The 21,049-nt window shown below is 68.4% G+C and carries 17 protein-coding genes and 1 pseudogene; 4 read left to right on the top strand and 14 right to left on the bottom strand.

Going from position 1 to position 21,049, the window contains the following annotated elements; all coding sequences use genetic code 11:
* Positions 1-93 precede the first annotated feature (93 nt).
* Entirely contained in the window at positions 94-660 is a 567-nt protein-coding gene (locus LTA6_RS03550; protein ID WP_407358639.1) for a DNA-3-methyladenine glycosylase I, read from the bottom strand.
* A gap of 88 nt (positions 661-748) precedes the next feature.
* On the opposite strand from LTA6_RS03550, the gene LTA6_RS03555 reads away from it, so the two are divergent.
* Positions 749-1,717, top strand: a complete 969-nt coding sequence (locus LTA6_RS03555) for a hypothetical protein (protein WP_407358640.1) — start codon at positions 749-751, stop codon at positions 1,715-1,717.
* Positions 1,718-1,751: 34 nt separating this feature from the next.
* Here the strand turns inward: LTA6_RS03555 and LTA6_RS03560 are convergent, their stop codons facing one another.
* From LTA6_RS03560 to recQ, 5 genes are all read right to left on the bottom strand, one after another.
* Positions 1,752-2,798, bottom strand: a complete 1,047-nt coding sequence (locus LTA6_RS03560; protein ID WP_407358641.1) for an NAD(P)-dependent alcohol dehydrogenase — start codon at positions 2,796-2,798, stop codon at positions 1,752-1,754.
* A gap of 119 nt (positions 2,799-2,917) precedes the next feature.
* Positions 2,918-3,457, bottom strand: coding sequence for an MOSC domain-containing protein (locus tag LTA6_RS03565; protein ID WP_363550792.1), 540 nt, complete (start codon positions 3,455-3,457; stop codon positions 2,918-2,920).
* 59 nt (positions 3,458-3,516) lie between these two features.
* The gene (locus tag LTA6_RS03570; RefSeq protein WP_407358642.1) at positions 3,517-5,583 is read right to left on the bottom strand and encodes an acyl-CoA dehydrogenase; all 2,067 of its coding nucleotides are present in this window, start codon (positions 5,581-5,583) and stop codon (positions 3,517-3,519) included.
* A 166-nt stretch (positions 5,584-5,749) separates the two neighbouring features.
* Complete coding sequence (locus LTA6_RS03575; protein WP_407358643.1) at positions 5,750-6,604, bottom strand: SGNH/GDSL hydrolase family protein; 855 nt, start codon at positions 6,602-6,604, stop codon at positions 5,750-5,752.
* A 232-nt stretch (positions 6,605-6,836) separates the two neighbouring features.
* Positions 6,837-8,840: a DNA helicase RecQ gene (gene recQ, locus LTA6_RS03580; RefSeq protein ID WP_407358644.1), complete on the bottom strand. Its 2,004-nt coding sequence runs from the start codon at positions 8,838-8,840 to the stop codon at positions 6,837-6,839.
* 130 nt (positions 8,841-8,970) lie between these two features.
* On the opposite strand from recQ, the gene LTA6_RS03585 reads away from it, so the two are divergent.
* A complete protein-coding gene (locus tag LTA6_RS03585; protein WP_407358645.1) occupies positions 8,971-9,285 on the top strand; it encodes a GNAT family N-acetyltransferase in 315 nt (104 codons plus the stop codon).
* 10 nt (positions 9,286-9,295) lie between these two features.
* Here LTA6_RS03585 and LTA6_RS03590 read toward each other — a convergent pair whose 3' ends face one another.
* Complete coding sequence (locus LTA6_RS03590) at positions 9,296-9,670, bottom strand: hypothetical protein (protein ID WP_407358646.1); 375 nt, start codon at positions 9,668-9,670, stop codon at positions 9,296-9,298.
* Positions 9,671-9,744: 74 nt separating this feature from the next.
* On the opposite strand from LTA6_RS03590, the gene LTA6_RS03595 reads away from it, so the two are divergent.
* Entirely contained in the window at positions 9,745-10,722 is a 978-nt protein-coding gene (locus LTA6_RS03595) for a pirin family protein (RefSeq protein WP_407358647.1), read from the top strand.
* Between the two features lie 48 nt (positions 10,723-10,770).
* Here LTA6_RS03595 and LTA6_RS03600 read toward each other — a convergent pair whose 3' ends face one another.
* The 7 genes and pseudogenes from LTA6_RS03600 to LTA6_RS03630 all read right to left on the bottom strand — a co-directional run bounded on the left by LTA6_RS03600 (position 10,771) and on the right by LTA6_RS03630 (position 20,285).
* A complete protein-coding gene (locus LTA6_RS03600; RefSeq protein WP_407358648.1) occupies positions 10,771-12,228 on the bottom strand; it encodes a cation acetate symporter in 1,458 nt (485 codons plus the stop codon).
* Positions 12,225-12,599, bottom strand: coding sequence for a heavy metal transporter (locus tag LTA6_RS03605; protein ID WP_363550781.1), 375 nt, complete (start codon positions 12,597-12,599; stop codon positions 12,225-12,227). Before LTA6_RS03605 ends, LTA6_RS03600 begins: the two co-directional genes overlap by 4 nt.
* Positions 12,596-13,315, bottom strand: a complete 720-nt coding sequence (locus tag LTA6_RS03610) for a LytR/AlgR family response regulator transcription factor (protein WP_407358649.1) — start codon at positions 13,313-13,315, stop codon at positions 12,596-12,598. The genes LTA6_RS03605 and LTA6_RS03610 overlap by 4 nt, the downstream gene beginning before the upstream one ends.
* A gap of 7 nt (positions 13,316-13,322) precedes the next feature.
* Positions 13,323-14,503 (bottom strand): annotated as a pseudogene (locus LTA6_RS03615) (sensor histidine kinase).
* A gap of 49 nt (positions 14,504-14,552) precedes the next feature.
* Positions 14,553-14,789 carry a YbdD/YjiX family protein gene (locus LTA6_RS03620; RefSeq protein ID WP_363550776.1) on the bottom strand — a complete coding sequence of 79 codons (237 nt, stop codon included), beginning with the start codon at positions 14,787-14,789 and terminating at the stop codon, positions 14,553-14,555.
* Between the two features lie 10 nt (positions 14,790-14,799).
* Positions 14,800-17,085: a carbon starvation CstA family protein gene (locus tag LTA6_RS03625; RefSeq protein ID WP_407358650.1), complete on the bottom strand. Its 2,286-nt coding sequence runs from the start codon at positions 17,083-17,085 to the stop codon at positions 14,800-14,802.
* A 170-nt stretch (positions 17,086-17,255) separates the two neighbouring features.
* Complete coding sequence (locus LTA6_RS03630) at positions 17,256-20,285, bottom strand: S8 family serine peptidase (RefSeq protein WP_407358651.1); 3,030 nt, start codon at positions 20,283-20,285, stop codon at positions 17,256-17,258.
* A 165-nt stretch (positions 20,286-20,450) separates the two neighbouring features.
* Here LTA6_RS03630 and LTA6_RS03635 point away from each other — a divergent pair, with 165 nt between their 5' ends.
* The gene (locus LTA6_RS03635; protein WP_341976180.1) at positions 20,451-20,993 is read left to right on the top strand and encodes an ECF transporter S component; all 543 of its coding nucleotides are present in this window, start codon (positions 20,451-20,453) and stop codon (positions 20,991-20,993) included.
* Positions 20,994-21,049: the final 56 nt, after the last annotated feature.

A 21,049-nucleotide genomic window follows, 5' to 3' on the forward strand; every position in this document is an offset into this window, starting at 1 on the left:
TGGCCCGCAGTGTAACCATTTCATCCTAGTTGCGTCATCTGAATGCGATGGCGGGGAGAAATACCCATCGACCAGCGTGCGTCGAAGGGGGCGTCAGGCCCGCCAGCACCCCGCAACATGGTCATCCACCATGCCGGCCGACTGCATGAGCGCGTACATCGTGGTGGGACCGACGAAACGAAATCCGCGCCGACGCAGCTCTTTGCTCATCGCGGTGGACTCCACCGTGACCGCCGGCACATCGGCCATCGACGCCGGTCGGGACGCGGATGCCGCGGGCGCGAACGACCACATCAGAGCATCCAGTTCGCCCTCGGCCATCTCGAGCACCAGGCGGGCGTTGCCGATCGTCGCCTCGATCTTCGCCCGGTTGCGGATGATGCCGGCATCGGCCATCAGCTTCTCGATCTCAGCCTCGCCGAATGCGGCGACCACCGCCGGCTCGAACCCCTCGAACACCTCACGGAAGCGCGGTCGCTTGCGCAGGATCGTGATCCAGCTCAGCCCCGCCTGGAACCCCTCCAGCGCCATCTTCTCGAAGAGAGCGCGGTCGCCGCGCAGCGGGGTGCCCCATTCTTCATCGTGATAGCGGCGGTATTCCGCGTCGTCACCGACCCAGGCACAGCGTTGACGTTCATCGGGGCCGAGCACGGTGTCCATTTCCTCAGGCTATCGACCGGCCCGGACACGCTGTGCCCTCGGAAGGGTTAGAGGTAGCGTGATGGGCACGACTCTGGAGGGAAGTCCCATGCGCAGCTCTTCCACACTCGCCCGCGTGCTCACGGTCGTGATCGCCGTCCTCGTCACGCCGATCGCCACGGGAGTCCTCTCCGCCGGCGGGTACCCCTGGCTGATCGAATTCTCGAGCTACGGCGTTCCCGGCATCAGTCGGCTCATTCTGCCTGCCCTGCTCCAGCTGCTCGCGATCGCCCTCCTGGTCGGGGTCGTGCTCACCGGGTTGTGGAGTTCGGCGGGTCTGATCGCGGTCGGCGCACTCTCCGTCGTTCCTCTTGTCTACGCGCTCTTCCCCGCGCTGCTGCTCGAGACGTACCGACTGCTCGCGCGGGTGCTGCCCCGAGAGTGGATCGACGGTCTGAGCTTCGGCATCCCGCTCGCCGTCTTCCCCGTGCTGGGCATGATGGGCGTCGTTCTCGCGATCGTCCGGCGACGCCCGGAGTCGACCGGAGCGGGATGGTCCGTCGCCGGGCTGATCGGCGCGCCAGCGCTGCTCGCCGTGGGCGCCATCCTGCTGAGCTGGGGCATCGGCCGGGGCCAGCTGATCGCGCTGCAGCAGTTCCGGTTCGATTTCGCCCCCGATGCAGCGGCTGCCGTGATCGGTGGCCTCGTGTTCGTACTCGCCAGCATCGGCGCCACCCGATGGTCCTCATTCGCTCTGGTGCTGCCGGCACTGGCGCTCCTGCTGGTGAGCCTGCTGTTCGTCGTACCGGCGACCTCTCATGTGCTCTTCTCCGCGCTGCCGATCGAGATGAGCCGCGCGGCCTCGACTCTGCTGCTGATCGGAGCGGGCACGGCCGTCGCATTCCTCTATCTCGCGTTCACCGCCGTGCTGCTGCGGGTACGAGCACAGTCCCGCCGGTGGTCGCCGGCGACTCAGCCCGATGCGTCAGCGGCTCAGCCGTACCCGCCGGCGCCGCATGTGACGCCGTACCCGCCGGCCGCGCCGCCGTATCCGCCCGCGGCGCCGCCGGCGAGCTAGCGCGCTGCGCCTTCCTCAGCGCCTTCTCCTGGGGTCAGGCGGCGATGGTCGATGCGTCGATCACGAACCGGTAGCGGACATCGGAGGCGAGCACGCGCTCGTAGGCGTCGTTGATCGCGGATGCCGGGATGACCTCGATCCCGGGGAGGATGCCGTGCTCCGCGCAGAAGTCGAGCATCTCCTGCGTCTCGCGGATGCCGCCGATGTTGGACCCGGCGAGCGTCTTGTTGCCGCCGATCAGCGACATCACGCCGAGGGACAGCGGTTCGCCCGGTGCGCCGACGCAGACCATCGCGCCTCCCACGTCGAGAAGGCCGAGGTAGGCCCGCAGATCGACGACGGCGCTGACGGTGTTGAGGATCACATCGAAAGACCCGCGCAGCTCCTTGAACGTCGCGGGATCGCCGGTCGCGCGGTAGTGGTCGGCTCCGAGCCGAAGACCGTCGTCCTTCTTGTTCAGAGTCTGCGACAGCACGGTCACTTCGGCGCCGAGGGCGTGCGCGAACTGCACTCCCATGTGGCCGAGCCCGCCGAGCCCGACGACGGCGACGCGGGTACCCGGTCCGACTTTCCATCGGCGCAGCGGGGAGAAGGTAGTGATGCCGGCGCAGAGCAGCGGTGCCGCCGCATCGAGCGGGATCGCGTCGGGGATGCGGACGACGAACGACTCCGTCACCACGACGTGCTCGGAGTAGCCGCCCTGGGTGACGGTGCCGTCGCGGTCGGTGCTTCCGTAGGTGAACACGGCGCCTTCGGCGCAGAACTGCTCTTCGCCTCGAACACAGCTCGGGCACTCGCCGCAGGAATTCACCAGGCAGCCGACGCCGACCCGGTCGCCGACGGCGTGCTTCGTCACCTCGGTACCGACGGCCGCGACGACGCCAGCGATCTCGTGGCCTGGCGCGAGCGGGTACTGCTGCGGCCCCCAGTCGCCCCGGACAGTGTGAATGTCGGAGTGGCAGATACCCGCGAAGGCGATGTCGATCAGCACATCGTGCGGGCCGAGGTCACGGCGCTCGATGACGGTACGCGCGAGGGGCGCTGCTTCATTCGGGGCTGCATAGGCGTGGGTGCTGGGCATGGTTGCTCCTTCGTTCTGCGCGGTGCAGTCCGACGATAGCCGACCCGATCGTGCAGACCCCTGGGGCATGCTGCTCATCCCCGTGCGACGCGCCTGCAGGGTGAAGCTCTGGGCCGCGATCAAACGCGCGTGAGTGGAAAGTGCGGTGTCGGCGGTAGCTCGACGTCGATCGTGTCTCCGGCGGCCACAGGTCCGCCGCGGGAGACAATACCCATGACCCCGGCGAGTCGGACGACGTGGCCCTCATCATCGGTCTTGATCACTTGCTTGAGCAGGCCGGATTGAAAATCGTTGATCTGCTGGCACGGGTTGCGGAGGCCTGTGATCGTCACCACCGCGTCGCCGAAGTGCAGGCGAGCGCCAACGGGAAGTGCCAGCAGGTCGACATCCCGAGTGGTGATGTTCTCGCCGAGTTCACCGGGTACGACGCCGTGACCGCTCGCGCGCAGTTCGTCGAATAGCTCTCCATGGATCAGGTGCACCTGTCGCAGGTTCGGCTGTGAGGGGTCTGCGGCTACCCGTGAGCGGTGCTGCACGGTCGCGCCACAGTGCGCATCCCCTTCCACCCCGAGCCCCTCGAGGAGCGTGATCGACTCACGCGTCAGCTTGCTGAAGGTGTGCGAGGCGTGGGAATGAACAGCGACAACCCGAGGAGCCATGCCTCGATCGTTCCACGAAACATCGGGACTCTCGACCGGCCCGCCTTCAGCAAGCCGCCCTAGCGCTTCGCCTTCTTCAGCGCCTTCTCCTGCACCGGGGCGTTCCCCGAGGCGACGAGATCGGCGTAATAGGCGCGTGCTTCGTCCTGACGCTCGGCCTCGGCCCCCGAAGCGATCGGCGCCCGCACGTGCTCGGGCTCGTAACCGAAGGCGTTGACGAGGTCGAGCGCGTAAGGCCGCAGCCGTGCACACAGGCGATCGATGTAGCTCGACACGGCGGCGGCACGCTGCGTCGACAGTCGTCCGTTGATGAGGTGCCAGGCGAGGTGCTTCTCGACGAGCTGCAGGCCGAAGAGGTCGCGCAGCCAGGTGAGCACCTTCTTCGTCTCGGCATCCTCGATGCTGTGCACGGCGTCGGTGAACGCCTCCCACTGCAAGAGCTCGCCGTGCGCACGAGCCGCCTCGATGAGCTCGGCCTGGTTCTCATTGAAGAGGCGGGCACCGAGCGCCTTGTCCTTGGCGCCGGGGCGCAGGCGTCCGGCGATGTCGGCCACCATCTGCTGCACGCGGTCGGCGAGCAGCTCGTGCTGCTGCTCCTCGCGGAGACCCTTCTCGACCGAGCGCGCGGTCGAGCCGAGGTCGGCGACGGCCTGCCCGAACTGACGGAGGCCCGCGCCGTGGAACACCTTGCCGGCGGTCTGCTCGACCGCGAACTTCGCCAGGGCGGCGGCATCCTTGCCCTGGAACTGCTTCGCGTAGTCGGTGAGCAGGCGCTTGCCGACGAGCTGCAGGAGAATGTTGTTGTCTCCCTCGAAGGTCACATAGATGTCGAGGTCCTGACGGAGCCCGACCAGGCGGTTCTCGAACATGAAGCCGGCCCCGCCGCACGCCTCGCGCGCTTCCTGCAAGGTGTCGAGCGCATGCCAGGTCGACAGCGGCTTGAGAGCGGCAGCAAGCGTCTCGAGATCCTCACGGTCATCCGGGGTGTCGGTGCGTCCGGAGAAGACGCCGTCGAACTTCTGCAGGAACTCGTCGTGCGCGAAGATCTGAGCGTAGGTGGTCGCCAGACGCGGCAGCAGCCGGCGCTGGTGCTTGCCGTAGTCGAGCAGGACGACCTCCTGCCCGTCGACGCCGTCGAACTGACGGCGCTGCGACGCGTAGGTGATCGCGATGTGCAGACCGAGGGCGGATGCCCAGCAGGCCGCACCGTCGAGGGAGACGCGCCCCTGCACCAGGGTGCCGAGCATCGTGAAGAATCGGCGGCCGGGGCTGTCGATCGCGCTCGAGTAGGTGCCATCGGCGGTGACATCGCCGTAGCGGTTCAGCAGGTTCGTGCGCGGGATGCGGACGTGGTCGAAGGTCAGACGGCCGTTATCGATGCCGTTCAGCCCTCCCTTGAGCCCGTCGTCCTCGCGGGTGATCCCGGGAAGGTCGTTCCCGTCCTCCCCACGGAGCGGTACGTAGAAGCAGTGCACACCGTGGCTCACGCCGTTCGTGATCAGCTGCGCGAACACGGTCGCGGCGATGCCGTGCAATGCGGCGTTGCCGAGGTACTCCTTCGTCGCGCCGCGGAACGGCGTGTGGATGACGAATTCCTCGGTCGCCGGGTCGTAGGTCGCGGTCGTGCCGGCCGACGCCACGTCGGAGCCGTGCCCGATCTCGGTCATGGCGAAGGCGCCAGGGATCGAGAGATCCATCACACCGGGAAGCCACTTCTCGTGGTGCTCCTTCGTGCCGAGCTGCAGGATGGCCGAGCCGAACAGGCCCCACTGCACGCCGGACTTGATCTGAAGGCTCGGATCGGCGACGACGAGCTCTTCGAAGCCGGCGATGTTCGCGCCGTTGTTCTCCTCGCCGCCCAGCGACTTCGGGAACGCGCGGTGCACGGTCTTGTTCTCGACGAGCAGGTGCAGCTGGCTGAGCACACGCTCGCGGTGCTCGTCCATGCCGAGCTCGTCCTTGCGCCAGAACGCCGGGTCCTTGATCATCTCGCGCGCCTGCCGACGAGTGTCGGCCCAGGTGCCCAGCAGGAGTTCGTTGACGGCATCGACGTCGATCTGCGGAGTGTTCTCCGCGTCGTTCGTCAGGCTGGGGGTCGTCGTAGGACGGACGGCGGCGTCGACCATGAGCATTCCTCTCAAGGAGAAGTAGGGATGCTCATATCGTAGGTCTGCGACAACATCAGGGGAACTCCACTGTGAGCATCCTCCAACGCGATGCCGGGGCTGCTCCGGTTCCGGTTGTCGGCTCGCGACAGCAACGCGCGCTCGGGAGATCAGGACGAGCGGATGCTCAGGGCGCGAGCGCTGCCGCCACGATCGCTGCGTAGGCCTGCTGCCCTGCCGCGTTCGGATGGAAACCGCGGTCCACCGTCGGCTTTCCGGAGACGAGGCCGCTGATCCAGCGATCCCCCGTGTCGCACAGCGCGTGTCCGGTGAAGCCCTGAGTGACATCGACATACCGGACCCCTGGATCGCCGGTCTGGCCGACGTATCCGGCGACGCCCGTCTGCACTGCGGTGTTCACACCCATCAGCCCCGCGTTGACCCCCGCTGCCTGCGCCGCGGTGAACTTCACCGAGACACCCTGGTAGTTCCCCACGCTGCAGGAGTCGGCGAACGCACCGAAGAGCATCGGGTAACCGGTGACCACGATCAGGGCGTTCGGAGCGAGCGTGCGCACAGCGACCAGCACTTGTGCGATGCCCAGCGGCACACCCTGCAGAGCGACGCCCGCGGCGCTCATCGCCGCCCCGCACGCCGCAGCAGTGCCGGCACTGCTGCACGCAGTGAGCACCCCCTGCCAGTCGAGATCGTTGACTCCGGCGGTGAGGGTCACGAGTTGTGTTGCCGGGCCGAGGTCTCCGAGCTGCTGCGCCACGACGTCCTGGGTGCTGGCGCCGGCACAGGCGCTCGATGCCACCGGTACCCCCGCCATGCCGGCCAGGAGCATCGGGTAGGACTTCTTCGAACGCAGGCACTCCTGGTCGACGTACGGAAGGTTGCCGGTGCCCGCGGCCTCGGAGTCGCCGATGGCGACGTAGGTCGCCCCGCCCGGATCATCCGCCAGGGCCGGAGATGCTCCTCCGATGAGGGCTGCTCCGCCCAGAGTCAGTGCTGCGAGCATGGCGATGAGGCGTCGCTTCATGGTGGTCCCCTTGATCTCGCCGGTTCCCCAGAACCGGTTCGTCGACACCGTCGTCGGCGAGATGGGGCCAACACTAGACCTGTCCTATTGCGCGCACCAGGGCATCTTCCATCGCTGCGAAAGGCGCCGGCGATCGAGGCGCGGTGCGAGGTCAGGAATGCATCTCCCACGGCAACGGCGGGTGCTATTTCGACCCGCACCGCGACGGATCGGGCAGAGCAGCGCGGCCTGCTCAGGACGCGGCGGCGATCACCGCGATGACGGCCTCACCATAGGCCTCGCGCTTCTTCTCGCCGATCCCGGTGATGCCGTCGAGGCCGGAGAGCGAGCTCGGGCGGTGTTCGGCCAGTGCCCGCAGCGTCGCATCGCCGAACACGATGTACGCGGGCATGCCCTGCTCCTTCGCGGTCTCCGCTCGCCAGGCGCGCAGCGCCTCGAAGAGGGGCCGGTCACCGGCATCCAGCGCATCGGCCGCCGACGCCTTGCGTGCGCGTGTCGTGGTGACGCGCCCGATGGTGTCTTTGCGCAACGGCACCGGCAGCTCGCCGCGTAGCACGCCAGCCCCCTGCTCACCCGGTGCGAGGGTGCCGTAGTCACCCTGGGCGACGAGGATGCCGCGGGCGAGGAGCTGGCGGACGACGCTGCGCCAGTCCTGATCGGAGAGGTCGGCGCCGATGCCGAAGGTCGAGAGGCGCTCGTGCCCCTGCTGCCGCATCCGCTCAGTGGATGCGCCGCGGAGGATGTCGATGAGGTGCCCGGCGCCGAAGGACTGACCGCGCTCGCGCTGCAGGCGCACGATCGTCGACAGCAGCTTCTGCGCGGGGATGAGTCCGTCGAACGTCTCCGGCGACTCCAGGCAGGTGTCGCAGTTGCCGCACGGTTGGGAGTCCTGCCCGAAGTAGCCGAGCAGGTTCTGCCTGCGGCATTCGACTGTCTCGCACAGCGCGAGCATCGCGTCGAGATGCTGCCCGAGCCGCATCTTGAAGGTGCGATCGCCGGGGCTCTGATCGATGAGCCGGCGCTGCTGCACGACGTCGCCGAGTCCGTACGCCATCCAGGCGACGGCGGGCTCGCCGTCGCGGCCGGCTCGACCGGTCTCCTGGTAGTAGCCCTCGACCGACTTCGGCAGGTCGATGTGCGCGACGAATCGGACATCCGGCTTGTCGATACCCATGCCGAACGCGATGGTCGCGACCATCACGACGCCGTCGTCACGGAGAAAGCGCGACTGGTTCGCCGCGCGCACCTCGGCCGGGAGGCCCGCGTGATACGGCAAGGCGTCGAGACCCTGGGCTGCGAGATAGGTCGCCGTCTGCTCGACTGACTTGCGGCTGAGTGCGTAGACGATGCCCGCAGCGCCCTCGGTCTGGGACTTGATGAACGCCACCAGCTGCTTGCGCGGGTCGATCTTGGGAACGATCCGGTACTGGATGTTCGGTCGGTCGAAGCTCGCCACGAAGTGCTTCGCCGTCGGCAGCTGCAGCCGCTCGGTGAGCTCCTTGTGCGTCTCGCGCGTGGCCGTCGCGGTGAGCGCCATCCGCGGCACACCGGGGAACCGTTCGGCCAGGTCGCCGAGGGCGAGATAGTCCGGGCGGAAATCATGCCCCCACTGCGACACGCAGTGGGCCTCGTCGATCGCGATGACGCTGAGCGTGCCGCGCTGCAGCAGAGCGGTCGTCTGCGCGCTCGACAGCCGCTCGGGCGCGACGTAGATGAGGTCGAGCTCGCCGGCGAGGTACTCGCGCTCGACCCTGGCGCGCTCCTGAGGGGCTTGCGTCGAGTTGAGGTACGCCGCCCGCACACCGTTGGCGCGGAGCGCGTCGACCTGATCGTGCATGAGCGCGATCAGCGGGCTGATCACCAGACCCGTGCCCTCGCGCACGAGCGCCGGCACCTGATAGGTGACGCTCTTGCCGCCACCTGTCGGCATGAGCACGACGGCGTCACCGCCGGCGATGACGTGCTCGACGATCGCCGCCTGATCGCCTCGGAACGCGTCATAGCCGAAGACCGCGTGCAGCGCTTCGCCCGGGGTCGCGTACTGGCTCGGCGTGGCCTTGCGAGCGGTCGGGGCGGATGCCGCCGCCACCGGCGTCACGGGACCCGGCCCCCAGTCGAGGGGAGGCTCGTAGTCCGCCCCCTGCGGCACCCAGTCCATCTCCTCCGGCGGGGTGTCGTCCCACGGCTCGTCCGCGTACGGCAGATCCTCGTACGGGTCACGGGGAGTCTGCGGCATCCGTCCAGCCTAACGACCGGCGCCGACGTCGGCTGGCGTCATCCACAGGCCGACACATGGACTTCGGGGAACCGGGGCCGGGCCTGCCTGACGGCCTTAGGTTGGAGACACACGCCCGAAGGAGCATTCGATGACCGACACGACCGCCACCTCCGTCGTCACCCGCAACGACGAGCTCTCCCGCTATGAGATCCGCACCGACGGCACCCTCGCCGGATTCGCGGAGTTCGATCGACGACCGGGAGAGATCCGTTTCACCCACACCGAGGTCGATCCCGCCTTCCAGGGCCAAGGGCTCGCCGGGCGGCTCGCGGCAGACGCACTGGCGGATGCCGCGGCATCCGGTGACGTCATCGTGCCGTTCTGCCCCTACATCGCCAAGTACCTGCAGACGCACGAGATCGATGGCGCGAAGATCCGCTGGCCCGAGCGTCGAGGAGCCTGACTGCGCGGGGCTACTGGAGGCAGGTCCCCTTGTAGTACCCGTCGAGGGCGCTACCCGCCGCCGCCACCTCACGGTCGTACGCGGCGAGCAGCGCGGCAGGATCGACGTCGATGGTCTCGGCCGCGCTGTTCAGATATCCGATCCATACCTCCAGGTCGTCGGCCAGCTCCGATGTCGGTTCGAGCTTCTCGACGAGGGAAAGACGCGTCTGCGCTGTCTCTGCGTCGTCCGCACCGGGGATCAACGGGGTGAACGCCACGGCTGCGGTCTCGTTGGCGTCATGCAGCGGACCGCAGAAACCCGCATCGCCGCCGGAGGCGCAGCCGGCTGCAGCGAGAGTTGCGGCGAGCGCAAGTGACATCAGGATCGGGCGTCGAGCGAGCATGCGGCCGAGTCTACGCAGCCCTCCGGTAGGGCTGACGGCATTAGTTTGGACGTACCCACGTGAAGGAGCAACCGATGAGCGACCTCGCAGACGGCGCACGCGTCGACGGGCCCGGCACGCCGGGAGACGGTCGAACGATCGGACAGCGCCGGATCATTCTGGAGCCGCGCGAGGTGCCGCTCGGCGGCGTGCGCGGGATGAACGTGCTGCGCGCTCTCCCGCACCGCAACCTGCCGACGATCGGAGCCTGGTGCTTCCTCGACCGGTTCGGTCCGGCCCAGACCCGGATGCGGGTGGAGCCGCACCCGCACATCGGGCTGCAGACGGTGACCTGGCCTCTCGTCGGCGAGATCCGCCACCGCGACTCCCTCGGCAGCGATGCGGACCTGCGCCGCGGCCAGCTGAATCTGATGACGGCCGGGAACGGCATCTCGCACTCGGAGTATTCGATCGGAGACGCCCCGATCCCCCTGGATGCGCTGCAGCTCTGGGTCGTGCTGCCGGAGACGGCACGGCACGGCGACGGCGGGTTCGAGCGGCACACGTCGTTGCCCACGCTCGATCTGCCGGCGATCGCAGGGACGGATGCCACTGCCACCGTTGTACTCGGCGAGTTCGCCGGGACCCGATCGCCGGCGACGGTGCACACCCCGATCGTCGGCGCGGAGATCAGAGTGCCTGCCGGGACCCGGCTGACGCTGCCACTGCGCGCGGATTGGGAGCACGCCGTGATGCTCGTCGACGGCGCGGTGTCGGTCGCATCGCACTCGATGGCACTCAACGACCTGCTGTACCTCGGCGATTCACGGGACGGTGTGGAGGTGTCGTCCGCCGAGGGCGCGCTGCTGTTCCTCATCGGCGGCGAACCGTTCGAGGAGGACCTCGTGATGTGGTGGAACTTCGCCGCCCGCACGCACGACGAGATCGCCTCCGCTCGGGAGGACTGGGAGGCGGCATCCGCACGCTTCGGCGTGGTCCCCGGCCACGATGAGCGCATTCCGGCTCCGCCGCTCCCGCCGGTGCGCCTGCTGCCACGGACCCGCACGATCTGAGGCCCGCTCACACGAGCCCCGACGCCACCAGCGGTCGGATGCCGCGAATCAGCCGCGCTCCGGCGTATGCACCCGCGCAAGGAACCGGTCGGTGCGAGGCGACGGTGCCCGCGGATCGAGCAGGGACACGACGATCGTGACGACCGCGGCGAGGGGAATCGTCCACGCGGCCGGCTGCGCGAGGTACGGTGCCGCCACTCCGACTCCCCCGATCGCCGCATGCACGAGCAGCGCGAGTCCGGCCGCGAGACCCCCGGACAGCATCCCCGCCACCGCACCGCGGGCGGTGAGCCCGCGCCACCACACCCCCAACAGCACGACAGGTGACAGCGTCGACGCCGCCACGACGAAGACGACACCGACGCTGGACCCCAGTCCGGCCGGCGCCGTGAGCAACGCGACCGCGAGCGGCACCAACGCGCACAGGACGGCGGACAGGCGGAACGAGCGCACCGACCCGGAGAACACGTCCTGGCTGATCACGCCGGCGAGCGACACCACGATCCCCGCCGAAGTCGCGAGGAACGCGGCGAATGCTCCGGCCACGATGAGCGCCGTGAGCAGTTCGCCGAGCAGGCTGGGGAAGACGCGCGAGGGGAGCTGCAGCACGACGGTGTCGGCGAGACCGGGGACTGCGAGGTCGGGAGCGGCGATACGCGCCAGCAGGCCCATCGTGCTCGAAACCGCGTAGAACGCGCTCACCATGGCGATGACGATCACGGTCGTCCGTCGCGCCGACACTCCGTTCGGGCTCGTGTAGAACCGCACCAGAACGTGCGGCAGGCCCATGGTTCCGAGCAGCAGCGCGAGCAGGAGGGATGCCGTCTCATAGGCGTCGAAACCCGAGGGACCGGCCTCGGCGGGGAAGACCAGCGCAGGATCGAACTCATGCGGCCCGCCGCTCAGCGCGAAGGCGATGAAGGCGACCGGCACGAGCAGCGCCGTGAGCTTGAGCCAGTACTGGAACGCCTGCACATAGGTGATCGCGCGCATGCCGCCGGCGGCCACCGCCGCCGCCACGAGTACGGCCACCGTGACCGCTCCGACCCACTCGGGTACCCCTGCCACGACGAGCAGGGTGATCCCGGCCCCGTGCAGCTGCGGCACGATGTACAACCAGCCGATGATGAGCACAGCGATGCTCGTCACCCGTCGAGCCGCAGTCGACTCCAGTCGCGCCTCGATGAAATCGGGGATCGTATAGGCGCCGCTGCGACGAAGCGGCGCGGCGACGAACGCGAGCACCAGCAGATACCCGGCTGCATAGCCGATCGGGAACCAGAACCCCCTGGCGCCGTCGAGCAGCACGAGCCCCGACAGGCCGAGGAACGTACCGGCCGAGAGATACTCCCCACTGATCGCCGACGCGTTCCAGACCGGCCGCACGGTGCGCGACGCCACGAAGAAGTCGCTCGTCGTTCGCGAGATGCGCAGTCCGTACACCCCGATGAGCAGCGTCGCCGCGACGACGAGCGCGACGCCCACCAGGTCCATGGCCGCGTTCATTCGCGAGCCAGCAGCGCGCGATAGCGCCGCTCATTGCGAGCCGCGGTGCGCAGGTAGAGCACCGCGAACACGAGGATGATCGGATAGAACGCATACGCCTGGAGCAGCCACGACAGGGGAAGACCCCACACCAGGATCTGCCCGATCTCGGGAATCAAGGCGATCGTCAGCGTCAGCGCCACCACCACGAGCACGAAGCCGGCGATCGTGCCGAGCGCGAGGCGGAGCTGGCTGCGCATGAGCGCTCGAGCGTAGACGGCATCCGCCTCGTCCACCGGCGAACCGGGCAGCGCGATGCCGCGGGTCGATGCCGCCGCACGCCGAGCGGGGAGGTCGGCAGTCACCCGCACGCGCTTGGGCTTCTCCGTCATCCCGCCCCCTCGCCGCGCACGAGGGCATCACGCACCGTCGGCACCAGACGACGACTGACGGGGAGCGAGAGGTCACCGATCGACACCACGGGCTCCGCCCCGGAAAGGCGCGCCTCGGTCACCGCCAGGGTGCGCACGAGCGAGGAGCGATGGATGCGGATGAACCCGGCATCCGCCCACCGGGACTCGAGCTCAGAGATCGGGATGCGCACGAGATGCCCGGCACCGTCTCCGGTGTGCAGACGCGAGTAGTCGCCCTGCGCCTGCACCCAGCGCACGTCGCTGCGCCGCACGAACCGCACGGCGGTGCCGACCGTGACGGGCACCATCTCATCGTCGCCGGCACTCGCCGCGTCGCCGATCTCGAGGACGCGATCGACGGCACCACGCAGGCGCTCCGCGCGGACCGGTTTGAGCAGGTAGTCCACGGCGCGCAACTCGAACGCCTCCACGGCTCGGGCCTCGTCAGCCGTCACGAACACCACGGCCGGTGGCCTGGACAGAGCGAGCAGTGCACGCGCGAGCGCGGTACCGAGCAACCCGGGCATGTGGATGTCGAGGAAGGCGATCTGCACGGCCCGCTCGGAGAGCTGGCGAAGCGCGTCCGCACCGTTTGCGGCAGTGAGGATCTCGCCGATGCGGTCGTCCGTGCGCAGCAGGTGGACGAGTTCATCGAGTGCCGGCTTCTCGTCGTCGGCGACGAGGACGTCGATCATGCGCACCTCAGTCGTTGTCCGGGTCGTGCAGCGGTTGCGATTTCGGCACCCGCATGCGCACCAGGGTACCCGCGCCGGTGTTGGTCTCGACGATCAGTCCGCTCTCAGCCCCGTAGAGCTGACGGAGGCGCGTGTCGACGTTTCGGAGTCCGACGTGCAGACCGTCATCGGCGGCGGTGAGCGTGGCGCGCAGTCCCTCCGGGTCCATGCCGACGCCGTCGTCCTCCACCGAGATCTCGGTGTGCGTGCCGTCGTCACGAGACGCGATGCGGATCTCTCCTCCGCCCTCTCCCGGCTCCAGCCCGTGCCGGACGGCGTTCTCGACCAGCGGCTGCACCGAGAGGAAGGGATCACCGTCGCGAGGGTCTCCGGGGCGATCTGCAGAGTGACCTTCAGCCGGTCGCCGAAGCGCGCGCTTTCGAGTTCGAGATAGGAGTGGATGCTGCCCAGTTCCTCGGCGAGGGTGGTGAACTCGCCCTGCCGCCGGAAGGAGTAGCGCGTGAAGTCGGCGAACTCGAGAACCAGTTCGCGAGCACGGGCGGGGTCGCTGAGGATGAATGATGCGATGGCCGTCAGCGCGTTGTAGATGAAATGCGGCGAGATCTGCGCCCGCAGTGATCGCAACTCCGCCTCGGCCAGCTGGGTGCGCGAAGCTTCCAGATCACCGAGCTCGACCTGTGCTGCGCACCAGTCGGCGACCTCTTCGGCCGCCCGGACGAGCGCGGCCCGCACCGGTGCCGCGAACGCGACGACGGCCCCGACTGCCCGACCTTCGACGAGGATCGGCGCACCGACGGCCTCGAGATCGTCGTCCGCCCCCGGCGAGGGGAACACCTGCCGCCGACCCGAAGCGGTGACCTGCCCGGCGATCCGGACGGCAGCCGACTCCAGCCCGTCGGAGGGCCCGTCGAATGACACGGTGCCATCGGCGCTCACGATGGCCACCGCCGCGCTGCCGAGCAGCACGCGCAGGTGACGGGCGGCCTTGACGACGGCCGGCGCTGCGAGACCCGCGCGCAGGTGGGGAGCGGCGAGGCTCGCGTGGTGCAGCGCGTCGAGTGCGGCCTGCTCGGCATCGCTGCCGAGATCGGCCGCACCGCGCGCCAGGCGACGGGCGAGCAGCAGCAGGACTGTCAGGACGATCCCGCCGAGCACGCCGAGCACCGCAGCGAGAACGACGTCGGTCATGCCCTCAGCCTAGGCACCGCGGCATCCTGCGCCGTCACGAGCCTCGCCGTCAGCAGCAGCGCGCACCGGGATTGCGATCCTGGTCATCCATCCGCTGCCGCCAGAACTGCCGCTCCGTCATCGGTTCCTCGTCAGGATGCTGGCGCCGATGATGGGCGACGTACGTCGCATAGGCCGTGTCGCCCATCAGCGTGGTCATGTACCAGCGGATGCCGCGGCCGACCCGCCCTGCAGCACGCGCGAGCGTGCGCAGAGGGGTGGTCGCGGCATCCGTGTGGTTCGTCATCGCGTGCTCATCAGTGGGTCGTCGCCTTGCGTTCCTCGGCGAGCAGCGGTTCCCACTGCTTCTCGAGCTCGCGCTCGGCCGCGTTCGGCAGGAAGCCGGCCGGAGCGAAGCGTCGCGAGGCCACCGGGGTCTCCTCGGTGTTCTCGCCGCCGCCGTTGCGGATGGCCCTGATCGTCACGATGACGGCGGCCACCATCACGATGATCGCGAGCGTCACGAAGATGATCGACAGCGTGCCCTGCACCGCCGTGTTGCGGATGACCGCGTCGAGCACCTCGGGAGCGCCCAGCGACGTGTCGCCGCTGTCGCGGGCCTCGACGTACCGGAAGTGGTTCGCCCAGTATCCGATCGCCGGTACCGGGGAGGCGATCTTGTACAGCGACGCCGTGATGGTCACGACGGCGGTGAACGCGAGCGGCAACCCGATGATCCACAGCCACTTGACATAGCTCCGGCCGCGCTTCGCGACGATCGCCAGCACCACGGCGAGCGCGATCGCTGCGAGCAGCTGGTTCGCGATGCCGAACAGCGGGAAGAACGTGTTGATGCCGCCGAGGGGATCGGTCACGCCGAGGATGAGGATCGCTCCCCAGCCCGCCACCATGATCGCGGTGCAGATCCAGACGCCGGGGCGCCATGACACGTCGCGGAAATTCGGGAACCAGGCGCCGATCGAGTCCTGCAGCATGAAGCGGGCGACACGGGTGCCGGCATCCACCGCGGTGAGGATGAACAGGGCCTCGAACATGATCGCGAAGTGGTACCAGAACGCCATCAGCGCCTGCCCGCCGAGGGCCTGCTGCATGATGTGCGCGAGGCCGAGCGCGAGCGTCGGAGCCCCACCCGTACGGGAGACGATCGATTCCTCGCCGACTGCCTCGGCGGTGCCCGTCAGCATCTCCGGCGTCAGGTTCACCCCGGTCAACCCGAGGGAGTTCACGAACGCGACCGCGCCTTCCACCGTGCCCTGCGTCACCGCCGCCGGCGCGTTCATGGCGAAGTAGATGCCCTGGTCGATCGAGATCGCGGCGACCAGCGCCATGATCGCGACGAAGGACTCCATGAGCATGCCGCCGTAGCCGATGAAGCGCGACTGACGCTCCTTCTCGATGAGCTTCGGTGTCGTACCCGAGGCGATCAGAGCATGGAAACCCGACAATGCTCCGCACGCGATCGTCACGAACAGGAAGGGGAAGAGCGGACCGGCGAACACCGGCCCCATGCCGTTCTCGCCGAAGATGCTGACGGCCGGGACGGTGATCTCCGGACGCACCAGGATGATGGCGCCGGCGAGCATCACGATCACGCCGATCTTCATGAAGGTCGACAGGTAGTCGCGCGGGGCGAGCAGCAGCCAGACCGGGAGCACTGCGGCGATGAAGCCGTAGATGATGATGCCCCAGGCGATCGTGGTGCGGTCGAGGTGGAAGATCGCCTGACCCCAGTCGGTGCCGGCGACCCATCCGCCGCCGATGATGGCCGCCATCAGCAGCACGAACCCGATGATCGAGACCTCGGTGACCTTGCCGGGGCGCAGGAACCGCAGGTAGACGCCCATGAAGATCGCGATCGGGATGGTCATCGCCACCGAGAAGACACCCCAGGGGCTCTCTCCCAGTGCGTTGACGACCACGAGCGCGAGGATCGCGACGATGATCAGCATGATCAGGAGGGATGCCACGATCGCGGCCGTTCCGCCGATCCTGCCGAGCTCCTGCCTGGCCATCTGGCCGATCGTGCGACCACCGCGGCGCATGGAGAAGAACAGGACCGTGTAGTCCTGCACCGCACCGGCGAGCACGACGCCGACGATGATCCAGATCGTGCCAGGGAGGTAGCCCATCTGGGCGGCGAGCACCGGACCCACGAGCGGACCGGCGCCGGCGATGGCGGCGAAGTGGTGACCGTAGAGCACGCGGCGATCGGTGGGGACGTAGTCCTTGCCATCCTGCTTGACCTCGGCCGGGGTGGCCCGGCGGTCGTCGGGTCGGGTGATGTACTTCTCGATCACCTTGGAGTAGAAGCGGTAGCCGATCAGGTACGTGCAGACGGCCGCGAACACGAACCAGATCGCGTTGACCGTCTCGCCGCGGACGATCGCCAGCATCGTCCAGGCCACCGCACCTAGCAGCGCGATCGCCGACCAGATGAGAATCTTGGGCCAGGTCCAGCGATTCGCCTTCTCGTGGTGCTCGTCGGTCAGGGCGACCGGGGGAAGATTCGGGTCGGTGGCGACAGGAGGTTCGTCATCGACGATCGCGGTGCCGTCGCGGCGGCCCGATGAAGGTGCAGTCATGGAGATCTCCTCGGTGTGCGCATCGTTGCGTCTCCCCACGCTAGAAAGCTCAGCCGCCACGGGTGAGCGCTCGAGCGGATGCTGCGACGAGCGGCATCGATCGCGCGATGAGCGGGCACGCGCAGCACAGCGCCCCGCGGTCCGTGGACCGCGGGGCGCTGTGCGAGGGGCTACTCGGCGGCGACCGTCACGACGGTGCGCACCTCGGAGTCGCCGTACTGCACGACGCCGAGGTAGTCGGTGCCGGCGGTGAGGCCGGTCCAACTCAGCTCGTAGCTCGTCTTCTCACCGCGGACGGCCGGAATCGGATTCGGCGTCGCGGTGAACGCGCCCTCTCCGCCCGGGACGACGTTGGCGTAGGACATATCCCACGTCATCGGCCCGGTCGTCGAGTACACGTTCGCGACCACCAGATACGTTCCCGCGGTCGGTGCGACGACGGTGACCTGCTCGTCCGCCGAGCCGGTCGCCGACGCCCAGCGCTGGTGGTAGCGCAGGTCATCCGGCGACACGACCCGGAAGACCGTGAGGTCGAGATCGCTGCCTTCGTCATCCGAGGAATCGAGGTCGAACCGCGACAGCGCGGTGCCCTCCGGCACCGTCACGATCCACGACACGTCCTTATTCTCGTCGCCCGAGTTCTCGTTGCCCGAGTGCCCCTCGACGGGGTTGGCCTCGTCGACGAGCAGTTCGAACGGCGTCAGACCGGACAGGTTGAGCGGCAGGTCGCCGTCCACACCCGGCGTGATCTCGACCTCGGTCGAACCGTCGACGCCGGTGCCCGCGACCTCGGCCGGAGCATCCGCCGTCACCGGGAACACCGCGATCGGAGAACGCACCGTGTTCGAATCGCTCGACCAGGTGAGCGAGCCGGTCGCCCACTGCTCGACCGGGGCGCTCTTGTTGTCGAAGGTGACGTTGAACGTCGCCGTCTCGCCCACGGCGCCGAACTCGAGCGTGGCCGGCTCGACGGTCACGTCGACACCGGGAACGTCGACGGATGCCGTGAACGTGCCCGCCTCGGTCGAGGTGACTGTGCGGGTCACCGTCTGCGCACTCGCCAGCGAACCGATCGAGATCGACGCGATGTTGAGGTCGCTGCCGTCGATCGGCTCGACGCCGTCGAACTCCGCGAGATCCTTGCCCTCGATGAACGCCGCCCAGTCGGCGATGCCGTTGAGGTACAGCAGACCCGGCTCGAAGTAGCGCGTCGGGTCGACGTGACCTGCGCCCTGCTCGAAGGGGTTCGTGTTCGCCGAACCATCGGCCAGCACGGTGTCGTACGCGGTGGTCATCATCGCCGACTTCACCTCTGCAGGCGTCGCGTTCGGACGCTCGCCGAGGTACAGGGCGCCGAGGCCCGCGACGTGCGGCGACGACATCGAGGTTCCGGAGAGGATCTCGAACGTCGGATCCGCACCTGCGACATTGTGCCCGGCCGCGAGGATCGCGACACCGGGGGCGGTGACGTCCGGCTTCATGATGTCGCTGCCGTCGGCGAGCATCGGACCACGACTGGAGAAGCCGGCGATCTGCGGAACCGGAGTGGTCTCGCCGGTGGTGTTCTCGCCGACGAGCGTGATCGGACGGTCTGCTCCACCCTGCACGTACGCGAGCACGGCTTCGTGGTGCACCGAGGAGAGGTGCACCGTCGGCACGGCGTGGAAGTCGTTGTCGAGCGAATCCGCACCACCCGGCACGTTCACCAGCACGACACCGATGCCGCCGGCATCCTTCACGACCTGCGACTTCTCAGCGCGCGCGTTGCCACCGCGGTCGCAGACGACGATGTGGCCGGTGACCTTCGCCGGATCGAGTGTTCCGGGGAGGCACAGCTGTGCGTCGACGGCATCTGCCACCGCCGCGTCCCCTGCGTAGACCGAGGGGCCCTGCACGGTGCTGCCGAAGGGCACGCTCACCGAGGCGCCGGCCTCTTCGAAGCCCTCGAACTGGACGGTTCCCTCCCAGGTCGGGATCGTGGATGCCGCCACCGTGGTGTACCACGGCGACGCATGATCGGCCGTCGCCGAGTCCGGACCGTCGTTGCCGGCGCTGACGGCGACGAACACGCCGGCGGCCGCCGCGTTCAGGAACGCGATGTCTTCGGGAGCGAGCACCGTCGAGGCTGCTCCGCCGCCGATCGAGTAGTTGATCACATCGACGCCGTCGGCGACGGCTTTGTCGATGGCGCCGACGAGATCGCTCAGCGCGCAGATGTCGTCGGTGGTGACCGTGGTGTCGGGGCCGACGTAGCACGCCTTGTATGCGGCCACCTTCGCGCCGGGGGCGACGCCGGAGACCTTGCCGAAGTCGACACCGCCGACGGACGCGTTCACCTTGAAGTTGCCCGCTGCGGTGCTGGCGGTGTGCGAACCGTGGCCATCGCCGTCGCGGGGAGACAGATAGTCGTACTGGAAGTCGAAGCCCGCCGCCGCAGCTCCTGCGGAGAAGTACTGGGCGCCGATGAGCTTGGTCGAGTAGTCGCCCTTGTCCCAGTCCTGGGCCTCGAGCATCTCGGCCTGGAACTGGCCGCCGTCGGACTTGTCGAAATAGACGTAGGTGCCGTCGGTATAGGGCTGGTTGCCCTTGTGACGGTTCTGCTGCTTCTTCTGCTTCTTCAGCTTCTTGCCGTCGAAGGAGGGATGCTCCGGCGCGATGCCGGTGTCGATGACGCCGACCACGACGCCCTCGCCTGCCTTGCCGACCCCGCCGGTGTCCTCCCAGACGCCGCCGCGGCCCTTCTTGTCATCGCCGAGTCCGAGGAAATCGGTCGACGTCTGGGCATCCGGGTGACGGATCTCGTCGGGGAAGACGCCGAACACATCCTTCGAGGTGCGCAGCTTGTCGACCTGTTCGCCGGTGAGCTCGGCGCTGAAGCCGTTGAGCACGACCTGGTAGGTGGTGTCCGGAGTGACCCCGATCTCCTCGGCGAGGCTCTTCTGCTCACCCTTCAGGTGCTTCACGTAGCGCTGAGCGTCGTCGGACTGCGCCTCGAGCTGAGCGCCGGCATCCGGCTTGGTCGCCTTGAGTCCGTTCACGTCGCCCGTGTAGCTGGCCAACGGGTCGGACTTCATCACCACGATGTAGTGCCCCGGCGTGCCGGCGACCGGAACAGGATCTGTCACCTCCTCCACGCCTGCGTATCCTGCGGTTGCCGTCGAAGCGATGAACAGCGCAGCCAGGGTTGTGGCTGCTGCCATCCGGAGTGGGATTGAACCCATGTACTGCTCCCGGTGGTCATGATGCGGCCGGGTTGCCACATTGTCGATCAACCTAGTGCGACTCCCGGTCTCACACCAGGTGCGCCGCAGTGTCATAGACGAACGTCCAGCCCCCGTGACTTTCGTCGCCAGTAGGCTGAGAAAGTGACCCGCACCTCCACCCTGTCGACGCGAGTGCTGCTCGTCTGTGCGGCGATCGGAGTCGCGACCGGAATCCTCGGCGGGATCGCCGGTTGGCTGACGATCCCCGTCCTGCTGGGACCGTTCTTCCTCTACGGCCTGGTGCTCGGTTCGCACGTGCTGCCGGGGATCATCGCGCAGGAGGTGCTCCGCCAGCCGTTCGTGGCGATCGTCACGCATGTCGTCGCAGCTCTCATCGCGAGCGCGTTCAACCCGGCGTGGACGCTGCGCTTCCTCGGCACCGCGCTCCTGTTCGGCGCCATCCAGGAGGGTGTCGCCGCCCTCACCCGGTACCGATCCTGGGGTCCGTGGCGGTTCTTCATCTCCGCGGCCGTGATCGGCGTGCTCGTCGCCGTCGTCGTCTACTTCGCCGCGCACCTCGCCGTGATGGCGCCGTGGGCGCAGATCCTGTACCTGACGATCTCGGTCCTCGGTCCGATCGCCTGGACGGCCGTCGGCCTGGGGATCGGCTCGGCGCTGCGCCGCGCCGGCGTGGCACGGCGCTGACGAACGCGGAGCGGTGAACGCCGGCATCCACCGCCGGATGGCGAATCAGGTAAGGC

The sequence above is a fragment of the Microbacterium sp. LTA6 genome (assembly GCF_045690355.1).
Classification (GTDB): Bacteria; Actinomycetota; Actinomycetes; order Actinomycetales; family Microbacteriaceae; genus Microbacterium.

Bases quoted from the DNA above. Each gene is read 5' to 3' on its own strand.
- LTA6_RS03600 (WP_407358648.1), bottom strand. From the start codon at position 12,228: ATGAACGCGGCCATGGACCTGGTGGGCGTCGCGCTCGTCGTCGCGGCG.
- LTA6_RS03585 (WP_407358645.1), top strand. From the start codon at position 8,971: ATGACCGACACGACCGCCACCTCCGTCGTCACCCGCAACGACGAGCTC.
- LTA6_RS03555 (WP_407358640.1), top strand. From the start codon at position 749: ATGCGCAGCTCTTCCACACTCGCCCGCGTGCTCACGGTCGTGATCGCC.
- LTA6_RS03565 (WP_363550792.1), bottom strand. From the start codon at position 3,457: ATGGCTCCTCGGGTTGTCGCTGTTCATTCCCACGCCTCGCACACCTTC.
- LTA6_RS03560 (WP_407358641.1), bottom strand. From the start codon at position 2,798: ATGCCCAGCACCCACGCCTATGCAGCCCCGAATGAAGCAGCGCCCCTC.
- LTA6_RS03605 (WP_363550781.1), bottom strand. From the start codon at position 12,599: ATGACGGAGAAGCCCAAGCGCGTGCGGGTGACTGCCGACCTCCCCGCT.
- LTA6_RS03575 (WP_407358643.1), bottom strand. From the start codon at position 6,604: ATGAAGCGACGCCTCATCGCCATGCTCGCAGCACTGACTCTGGGCGGA.
- LTA6_RS03590 (WP_407358646.1), bottom strand. From the start codon at position 9,670: ATGCTCGCTCGACGCCCGATCCTGATGTCACTTGCGCTCGCCGCAACT.
- LTA6_RS03625 (WP_407358650.1), bottom strand. From the start codon at position 17,085: ATGACTGCACCTTCATCGGGCCGCCGCGACGGCACCGCGATCGTCGAT.
- recQ (WP_407358644.1), bottom strand. From the start codon at position 8,840: ATGCCGCAGACTCCCCGTGACCCGTACGAGGATCTGCCGTACGCGGAC.
- LTA6_RS03595 (WP_407358647.1), top strand. From the start codon at position 9,745: ATGAGCGACCTCGCAGACGGCGCACGCGTCGACGGGCCCGGCACGCCG.
- LTA6_RS03550 (WP_407358639.1), bottom strand. From the start codon at position 660: ATGGACACCGTGCTCGGCCCCGATGAACGTCAACGCTGTGCCTGGGTC.
- LTA6_RS03570 (WP_407358642.1), bottom strand. From the start codon at position 5,583: ATGGTCGACGCCGCCGTCCGTCCTACGACGACCCCCAGCCTGACGAAC.
- LTA6_RS03620 (WP_363550776.1), bottom strand. From the start codon at position 14,789: ATGACGAACCACACGGATGCCGCGACCACCCCTCTGCGCACGCTCGCG.
- LTA6_RS03610 (WP_407358649.1), bottom strand. From the start codon at position 13,315: ATGATCGACGTCCTCGTCGCCGACGACGAGAAGCCGGCACTCGATGAA.
- LTA6_RS03630 (WP_407358651.1), bottom strand. From the start codon at position 20,285: ATGGCAGCAGCCACAACCCTGGCTGCGCTGTTCATCGCTTCGACGGCA.